The following is an 8,826-nucleotide window of genomic DNA, read 5'->3' on the forward strand; positions in this document are numbered from 1 at the left end:
AAGCCTGCCGCGAGTCCCCGTAGACAAAGGTGTCCGACGCACCGAGTGCTTGCTCGGCCGACCACGATGTGGGGCTGTACTGAGAACTAAAATCGACAACCACTTCGGCAAACTGCCACAGTTCGACCGTGAATTGGATGACGAAAGCATCCTCCAACGGCTCTCCATCGATTTTATCCCCATCTTGGTTCATCGGCCTTCCCTCCAGATCCAACACGTCGGGGCCGACCGACAGCGAGTAATCGCCGAATGCGGTCTGCGGCGGGAACGTGATTTCGTAACGTGTGCTGGTCAGTCGATTGACCGCGGACGCCTGAATTGCACCCTCCGGACCTTCGAAGCTCGACACGTCCTCGAGCGTGAAGGAACCATCTTGAATCGGCTCGTCAAACGTCAGTTCGACACGGCTGACCGGACCGTTGACACTGGCCTGCAACGTCGATTCGATGATCCGAGCACCGTCGGTATCCGGAACCGTCACCCCGCGCAACTGGACCGCATCAATCTCTTCGTACGCATTGAGATTGTGATCGGTATCGATTGTGATCCGCACCGCGTCGACCGGATAGCTGGTTTGCGGCCACGTCACGAGGAAGTCAAAGGGGACATTGGGCAGACTGTTGTCTTGCGGCTGAGCCACCGTGGTGAACTCTCCATTCGTCGCGTTGCGGGCTTCGATGGTTCGCACGAATCCATTTCCAAACGTTTCCCGAATCACGACGCCACTGGCCAACAAGGGTTCCGCAAAGCCGACCGTCAAAAACTCTTCGGTCCCGTTCTCCGATCGCGGCGCCCAAGCCGTTTGCAAGTCACCGTAGCTGAACGTATCCGGTGCCCCGAGTGCCTGCGCGGCTGACCAGGCCGTTGCCGTGTACTGGGAACTGAAATCAATCACCTCATCCGCGTACAACCATCTCTGTAGCGTGAATTGGATGTCGTACCGATCATCCTCCACTTCGCCACCGACCCCGTCTTGGTCTTGGTCGATCACATTCCCGGCGAGATCGGTGATCGCCCCACCGATCGTCAACCGATAGGTTCCCAACACATCCTGCGTCGGGAATACGATGTCGAACTCGGTCTGCGAAACAGACTCGATCGCCGAAACGCTGATCGGTCCGGCCGGTCCGACGAAATCGCTGACCCGAGCGACCGTGAACGAATCAGCCGCGATCGGTTCGTCAAACGTGATCCGCACCCGATCGACCGGAACATCCACGGCGTCTTGGGGCGAGGCAGCGACGACGTAGGGTCCGACGGTATCGGGCACGATCGTAAATCCGCCGATGAATCGGTCTGCCGTCACTTCGCCGTTGATGCCGTTGGCATTTTGGTCCATGGCGTTGCCGAACGGATCGACGATGTCCGGCCCCAAGGTGATCACGTAGTCACCGAGTGCCGTTTGGGGTTGGAAGACGATTTCAAACGCTCGTCCGGCGGAACCGGAAACAGCTTGAACTGCGGTGACCGCAATCGACCCCAACGGCCCCTGGAAATCCACAATGTCATCGGTTGTGAAGGAACCGACATCGACGCGTTCGTCAAAGGTAACACGCAGTCGATCCTGAACCTTCATCACGTCACCGTCAGGAACGTTTGCAACAACGATCGGGCCGTTTTCATCGGGCGCCACCGCCGCGGCGACGTTCAATCGTCCGCCCGTCGTGGTCCGCGACTGGAGGGCCGGGATCACGTCGACCGTGTCCAGAAGACGATCGCGGATCTTCCCAGACGGCCAATCAGGATGCTGACTTCTGAGCAATGCAACGGCTCCGGCAACATGCGGCGTCGCCATCGAGGTCCCGTTGAATGTGCTGTAGGTGTTGTTTCGTGTCGTGCTGTAGATACCAACGCCGGGCGCCCCCAGGTCGACCTGGGTGGCTCCAAAGTTGGAGAAGGTCGCCAATGCATCGTTGTGGTCGGTCGCCGCAACCGCGATCAGATTGTCATGGGGAAAATTGGCGGGGTAGAAAGGCCGTGTCTCGTTGTCGTCGCCGATTTGGTCTCCGCCACCGTTGCCCGCCGCCGCGACCACGATGTGATCGGCCGCCCGCGCGTACTCGATGGCATCGGCGAGTGCCTGAGACGCGGTGCCGTTGAACCCCCAACTGTGGTTGGAGATCGTGGCGCCGTTGTCGACCGCGTATTGGATGGCGCTGACGGCGGCGGCGGTCGATCCGCCGCCGGAGGCATTCAAGAATTTGACGGCCATGATCTGAACGTTCCAACTGACGCCGACCACGCCGATCCCGTTGTTCGCCACAGCACCGATCGTGCCGGCAACGTGCGTCCCGTGATTGTGGTCGTCCATCGGGTCGCCATCACCGGAAACAAAGTCGAACCCATGAACGTCGTCGATAAAGCCATTGCCGTCATTGTCGATCCCGTCACCAGCAACCTCACCCGGGTTGGACCACATGTTCGCGGCCAAATCTGGATGCAGATAGTCGACCCCGGTATCAATCACCGCGACGACCGTGTTCGAGTCTCCCGTCGTGATCGCCCACGCTTCGCTCGCATCAATGTCGGCATCCACGGTGCCGCCGGTTTGTCCCGTGTTGTGCAGCCCCCAAAGGCTGTCAAAGCCTGGATCATCGGGGACCACCGAAAGCCGGATCTCGTAGTTGGGTTCGGCATAGATCACGCCGGGATGGTGTCGATAAAAATCAAGCGTCTGGTCGACATCCAGGCCCTGCGGCAGTTCGACTTGCTTCAGCCCGGGCAACGCGGAAAACTCGGCGATCGGATTGCTCGACGAGGTCGCCGCACCGGCATGAAACCGCACCAGCACACTGTCGGAATCAAACGCGCCGGCGTCGATGTCCAGCGAAGGGGACTCAACCGCCAGGGCGGCATCCAACAGACAACGTGTCTCCAAGACTTCCAGTCGTCCGGCGCGGCGGCGCCGACGACGCTCCGCGATTGATTTGCGGCGTCGTAATCGAGATCCCATTGCAGACAGCCTCGCTGGTCAACACGAACGCGTGAATTGCCCCGACAACCAACGAGTCTACTGCCTACAAATTTGCCCATCAGCGCTTCCCCACGACTCTGCCGAGTTTGGCAAAACTTTCGTATTACATAAGCGGCGGACCATCGGTCGTCCATGCGGGACGGGCACACCCGCACGTCGAAACGCAACAGCGGCTCGACAAGAATTCATCTGTAAATCAGTCCAGGTCGCCGACGCCGCCCCCACTTCCTTCCCGTCTACGATAGTCTGATGAACCTGCCCCACGCCGAACCACCACGCCAACTGCCGCCGAGATTTGATGGATACGCCCTCGTTGAAGATCCTCGTGTGTGGCGCGACGGGCTACGTCGGCGGCCGTTTGGTTCGATTGCTGTTGGACCAAGGCCACACCGTGCGCTGCCTGGTCCGAAACAAGGAGAAACTGAGCAAATTCGGCTGGCGTGACCATCCGCGATTACAGGTACTCGAGGGCGATTTGCAGGACCGCCAAGCGATTGACACGGCGGTCGTCGACATCGACGTGGCGTACTACCTGGTGCACTCCATGATCGCCGCCAGCGACAAGTACGCGCAGCGCGATCGCGAGTTGGCTGAAAATTTCGTCGTGGCGATCGATCAATCCCCGTGTCGTCAGATTGTCTACCTGGGTGGCCTCGGTGAACTCGGTCCCGATCTCAGTCGCCACCTGAGAAGCCGTCGCGAAGTGGCCGAGATTTTGCAAACCAGTACCGTTCCGGTCACCGTACTGCGTGCCGCGATGATCATCGGGTCCGGTTCGGCGTCGTTCGAAATCCTGCGTTACCTGGTGGAACGTCTGCCGATCATGGTGACGCCGAAATGGGTAAACACAGAAACTCAGCCGATCGCGATTCGTGATGTGTTGCGGTACGCAGTGGAGTGTATCAGCGTGCCGGAAACCCGCGGGCGAACGATCGACATCGGCGGATCGGACGTGATGACGTATCGCGAACTGATGCAAGCGATGGCCAAGGCGATCGGCTTGCCCAGACGCATCATCGTACCGGTGCCCGTGTTGACGCCGCGTCTGAGTTCGCTGTGGATTTCGTTGGTCACTCCCGTCAGCAGCGCGATCGGACGGCCACTTGCCGAAGGGCTTCGCAATCGCACGGTGTGCCGCAACGATTGGGCGACAAAACTGATGCCGGGCACCCTCTTCAACGTGCAACAAGCGCTCGACGCGGCGCTGGGCAAGATCGAAAGTCATGACATCGAAACCCGCTGGTCGACCGCCGGCGTGATGCCGGGTGATCCCGATTGGGCAGGCGGAACCACCAAAATCGACGAGCGGTCGATCACCGTCCACGCCTCTCCGCAACAAACCTATCAGGTGATCGAAAAGATCGGTGGCGGCCACGGATACTGGGGAGCCGGCTGGCTGTGGCACGTGCGTGGCTGGATGGACTTGATGGTCGGCGGTCCGGGACTGCGGCGCGGACGTCGCCACCCGAACGACCTTCATTTCGGCGAAGCGGTTGATTTCTGGAGGGTCACGGCCCACCAAACCAACGAACGATTGCGATTGACCGCCGAAATGAAACTGCCCGGCGACGCCGAACTCGATTTCCAGCTCGCTCCGGCGGAAAATGAATCCACCATCGTCACCATGACCGCCAGATTTCGCCCCAGCGGCTTGCTGGGATTGGCCTATTGGTACAGCGTCCTACCGCTGCACGGACTGGTCTTTCCCGTCATGTTGCGGGGGATCAAACGCGACGCCGAATCGAACTCGGTATGATGGTGGGATCTATCGCCGTCCATCATCCGATTTCCCCCCACGCCCGCGAGGCCGCCACCATGATTCTGCGATCCGCTACGTTCGTTCTCTTGATGCTCTCCGCCATCTCCCTCTCGGCCGGCGATTGGGTGTCCTTGGTCGGCGCCGATTCCCTGGACGGCTGGACGAAGGTCGGCGGAGAGGCAAGCTATCACTTGAACGATGGCGTGATCACCGGCAAAACGGGTCCGGGCAAGAACACGTTCTTGACCAAGGGACCCTACGCAGATTTCGAGTTGGAGTTCGAGGTCAAGTGCGATCGCGAACTGAACTCGGGGGTGCAAATTCGCAGCCACCTTTATCCCAAACCAACGCCCCAGGAATCGAAACCTGATCGAATCCGCGAACAAGGCGAGATGTACGGCTACCAGTGCGAGATCACCGGGAAAACAAATGGGGCCAACGGATGCTCCGGGAACTTCTGGGACGAAGGCCGCCGGACGAAATGGCTGGACGAATCCGTCAACGCGGAAGAAAAACAGGCCGTTTACAAGCCCGGTCAGTGGAATCAATTTCGCATCGTCGCCAAAGGCAATCGGATCCAGAGCTTCGTCAACGGGGTTCCCGTCGCCGACTTCACCGACGACCGTGATGCGGAAGGTCTAATCGGTCTGCAAGTCCACTCGATCAAGAAAGGGAGCGGCCCCTACCAAGTTTCCTGGCGCAACATCCGAATCCGTGAGCTGTAGGCTCGGAGAGCGAAGCCCGAAACGTGCCGCTTCGTCACAGATTGTCTTGATCTGGCCTCGGATTCCATTGCGGATCGCAGGGGTATTCGGGCTGACAACATCACACTGTAACGTTTGGGTACCTGATGAGCCCGACAGTTTTTGCTGTCGCCTGAACGGGTGTGCGTTTTCCGAAGAGAAAAGACAATCGACGGAATTTTTCTCACGGATGCGAACCCATGCTTCAATCACTCACCCCCAAATTCATTCGGCCCAAATTCGTTGCACTCGTATTGGGGCTGGCGGCCGCCACCACCGGCTCAGCCTCGGTCGCTGATGCCGGCGGCCTTGGACTGTTCAACCGATCCGCCTGTGACGCCGGATGTGTCATGCCCTCCTGCGACGCGGCCTGCTGTGACAGTGCTTGCGGCGACTCGCTGTGTTGCGACGCGGCCGACTGCAGAGGCCTCGGTTGCGACGGATGTGTCAGCTGTGTCGCCGACTGCTGTGACGCAGGCTTGCTGGGCGGTCTGATCAAACCTAGCGATCGTTGCTTCGACGACTTTGTCAGCCCGATGATCAACTTCGTTCACTTCGAAGACCCACGTACCCTCACCGAACTCCGTCCGATCTTTGTCAATCACTGGGTTCCCGAACGGATCGGCAACAACATTCCCGCCGGCGGATCCATCCAGTTGCTGGCCATGCAATTCCGCATCGCGCTGACCGAACGACTTAGCCTGATCGGAGTCAAAGACGGCTACATTTGGGACAACACCAACGGAGCGTTGGACACGCTGTTGGATGACGGTTGGGCTTCGGTCACGGCCGGTTTGAAATACAACATTCTCCGAGACACGCAAAGCGGCACGATCGCCTCGATCGGGGGCACGTATGAATTGCCAGGCAGTCGTGACTCCTTGCAAGACATTGCCGACGGGGAATTCCACCTGTTCGCCACCGGTGGCCAACGGCTGATGTGCGGCAAAGCCCACCTGATGTCGGCCTTCGGCTGGCGCGTTCCCAGCGACGGGTTCCTGCAATCGGAATCGATCCACTGGTCCAACCACTTCGACCTCAAGCTGACCGAGAAAACCTACTTCGTCACCGAAGTCGCTTGGTGGCACTGGATCGACAGTGCCGAGGGCGGTGCTGCACTGGGTGTTGCCGGACAAGACCTGTTCAACTTGTCCACCAGCGACGTAACCGGCAACGATTTGGTCACGCAAAACGTCGGCTTGAAATTCAAACCCAACGCCAAGACGGAATGGGGCGTCGCGTACGAATTCCCGTTGACCGAATTCAAAGACGTGATCGAAGGCCGGCTGCAAACCGAGTTGATTGTTCGGTATTAGGCTCTGTCCCCAATTCCGTCAGAGGGCGCGTCGGAGTCTCGCGATCACCGCGCAGGTACTCGTCGAAGAATCCGACGATCCGTTCTCGGTATTCCATGGGATCTTCACCGAACAAATCAACGTGTTCAGCTCCATCGACCAACCACAGCCGTTTGGGTTCTGCTGCGACGGAAAACATCGCTTGTGTTTCTGACGCGGTGGTGTGCAGGTCGTCGGATCCCGACGCGACGCAAACCGGGCATCCGACGTCCGGCAGATGGTCGATGGGGCGCAACTGCTGCGGCGAAAACCCCAAGCGGGGTTGCAATTGCAGCAGCAGAATCGTCGCGGGAATCGTCGAAAGCGGGCCAAGCCTGGCGGCGACACGATTGTGGATGGCGTCATGAATGTTCGGATAAACAGATTCCAGCACCAGCGCGTCGATCTTCAACGGCGACGCCAGAAGCGCCGCGGCGCCACCAAGCGAAACACCGATCACGCCGATCGGTTCATTCGGGTGTTCGCGTCGTGCGAATTCAACCGCGGCACGAACGTCGTGTTGTTCGAGGTATCCGACGGTGATGGTGTCTCCAGGACTCTCGCCGTGCGCCTGGAAATCGATCATCACCGTCGCATACCCGGCGTCATGCAGCATTCGCGCGCGGTCCAACATCGACAGACGCGAACCATGGATCCCGTGCAGCAACACGATTACACCGTTTCCGTCATTCGGCCTTGTCTGCCAACCCGAGACCAACGACCCCGAATCGCTTTTCACAACGAACGCGGTCGCGTTCAATTCACGTGGCGGATCGCCGATGACACGAGGGCTCGGCGCGACGAGTGCGCCGGCGACAAACCAAGACGCGACCAAGCCCGTCACCACCAAACATGACGCGGCGATCATCGCCCGGCGGATCATTCGTCTTCGTCGCATCAGTGACCTCAAAGTTCCGTCTCCCCTGCCCAGCAAAACCACAATCGCCATCGCATCACCGCGGCGACCAATATTCTATACCAACTCGAATCGACAGAGACGGTTGTCTCATCCCTGCTTTCGTTACCGGCAACGGTCGATTGGATGTCATCGCCGAACCGTTTGATGTCGTGCTCCGCTGTACGACTTGGCCATCCGCTTCATGGACCATTCGCGTCTGTATCCGAATGAGCATCAGAAACAATGCGGACGCGCGGCAGAAGAACGCGGAGTTCGGCGAGTTGCGAGTCGTTCAGAAACGACCATTCGGTAAAGTGGATTGATTGCAACTTCGGCAGTTCAGCAAGCGGCGTGAAGTCAATCTCGTCGGCCATCTCGATGTTGACATGGAGATTGCGAAGCGACACCATCCCGACAAGCGGGTCGAGGGTGGTAAGTTCGTCGCAATCAAAGATAACCGCCGTAACAGGATTGAATGCGTCAATGCCGAACGCACGAATGAGGATGTCGGGAACAACGAGCTCCGAATCGGTTTCGTACCATTGCGTGTCGCGTCCGTATCCGTATTGGAATAGGCTATGCCCTCGTTGTGCCGAGACCCATTCGCGAGCCTGCCTCTGCATCCGGGCACGACGCAGTGGGACCGCGATACAAACAGCGATCAACAGCGTGGCAAGCAGCAGAGTTCGGATCGAGTAGCGTTTCAAAGCTTGGAGCCGGACAGCGTTGGAGATCAATTCATTCGGATAACGTATTGCGATCGATCCGCGAATCCAGAAGCACGGGGACAGATCGGGCGCCCGAACTTTAACGGCCCACAAGTGGGCCGGCGATGGAACTCGATTAGAACGGATCGTGGCAAGCGGTGCCAGTGTTTTCATTCCGGCCGAATGTGTGTCCAGTGGCAGTCCCACGATCCGGTCCAGCCTCGGACTTCTGCGCACGATGAACGCCCGCTAAAACGCAGCTCATCTTAATTGATCACAGCAAGTAGCTGGAAGTCAGCGCAGCGCCACCTCCGGACCACGCCCCCGGCCCTCCCAACGCCCCCGGACGGGCTCCCAGGGTCACGCCAGCGGCGTGCCACATCAAAGCTCGGGGTCGCGTTAACGCACACT

Annotated in this window: 6 protein-coding genes; 3 read left to right on the forward strand and 3 right to left on the reverse strand. The window is 59.2% G+C overall.

The features are described 5' to 3' along the window. The coding region (locus ABX749_RS12310; RefSeq protein WP_372896248.1) for a S8 family serine peptidase at positions 1-2,953 on the reverse strand (2,953 nt) is incomplete at its 3' end. Positions 2,954-3,272: 319 nt separating this feature from the next. Here ABX749_RS12310 and ABX749_RS12315 point away from each other — a divergent pair. The 3 genes from ABX749_RS12315 to ABX749_RS12325 all read left to right on the forward strand — a co-directional run bounded on the left by ABX749_RS12315 (position 3,273) and on the right by ABX749_RS12325 (position 6,792). Beyond that, positions 3,273-4,730, forward strand: a complete 1,458-nt coding sequence (locus ABX749_RS12315) for an SDR family oxidoreductase (protein ID WP_372896249.1) — start codon at positions 3,273-3,275, stop codon at positions 4,728-4,730. Further along, positions 4,727-5,458: a DUF1080 domain-containing protein gene (locus ABX749_RS12320; RefSeq protein WP_372896250.1), complete on the forward strand. Its 732-nt coding sequence runs from the start codon at positions 4,727-4,729 to the stop codon at positions 5,456-5,458. Before ABX749_RS12315 ends, ABX749_RS12320 begins: the two co-directional genes overlap by 4 nt. A gap of 218 nt (positions 5,459-5,676) precedes the next feature. Next, positions 5,677-6,792, forward strand: a complete 1,116-nt coding sequence (locus ABX749_RS12325) for a hypothetical protein (RefSeq protein ID WP_372896251.1) — start codon at positions 5,677-5,679, stop codon at positions 6,790-6,792. On the opposite strand, the gene ABX749_RS12330 is transcribed toward ABX749_RS12325, so the two are convergent. Together ABX749_RS12330 and ABX749_RS12335 are read right to left on the reverse strand one after the other, a co-directional pair. Continuing rightward, positions 6,740-7,708, reverse strand: coding sequence for an alpha/beta hydrolase (locus tag ABX749_RS12330; RefSeq protein ID WP_372896252.1), 969 nt, complete (start codon positions 7,706-7,708; stop codon positions 6,740-6,742). The genes ABX749_RS12325 and ABX749_RS12330 overlap by 53 nt on opposite strands. A gap of 200 nt (positions 7,709-7,908) precedes the next feature. Next, positions 7,909-8,589 carry a hypothetical protein gene (locus ABX749_RS12335; protein WP_372896253.1) on the reverse strand — a complete coding sequence of 227 codons (681 nt, stop codon included), beginning with the start codon at positions 8,587-8,589 and terminating at the stop codon, positions 7,909-7,911. Positions 8,590-8,826: the final 237 nt, after the last annotated feature.

It is taken from the genome of Stieleria sp. (assembly GCF_041595215.1).
GTDB lineage: Bacteria > Planctomycetota > Planctomycetia > Pirellulales > Pirellulaceae > Stieleria > Stieleria magnilauensis.

What these genes read in the sequence shown, in the direction of transcription:
- ABX749_RS12315 (WP_372896249.1), top strand. Translation starts at nt 3,273, where the DNA reads ATGGATACGCCCTCGTTGAAGATCCTCGTGTGTGGCGCGACGGGCTAC.
- ABX749_RS12320 (WP_372896250.1), top strand. Translation starts at nt 4,727, where the DNA reads ATGATGGTGGGATCTATCGCCGTCCATCATCCGATTTCCCCCCACGCC.
- ABX749_RS12325 (WP_372896251.1), top strand. Translation starts at nt 5,677, where the DNA reads ATGCTTCAATCACTCACCCCCAAATTCATTCGGCCCAAATTCGTTGCA.
- ABX749_RS12330 (WP_372896252.1), bottom strand. Translation starts at nt 7,708, where the DNA reads ATGCGACGAAGACGAATGATCCGCCGGGCGATGATCGCCGCGTCATGT.
- ABX749_RS12335 (WP_372896253.1), bottom strand. Translation starts at nt 8,589, where the DNA reads ATGAAAACACTGGCACCGCTTGCCACGATCCGTTCTAATCGAGTTCCA.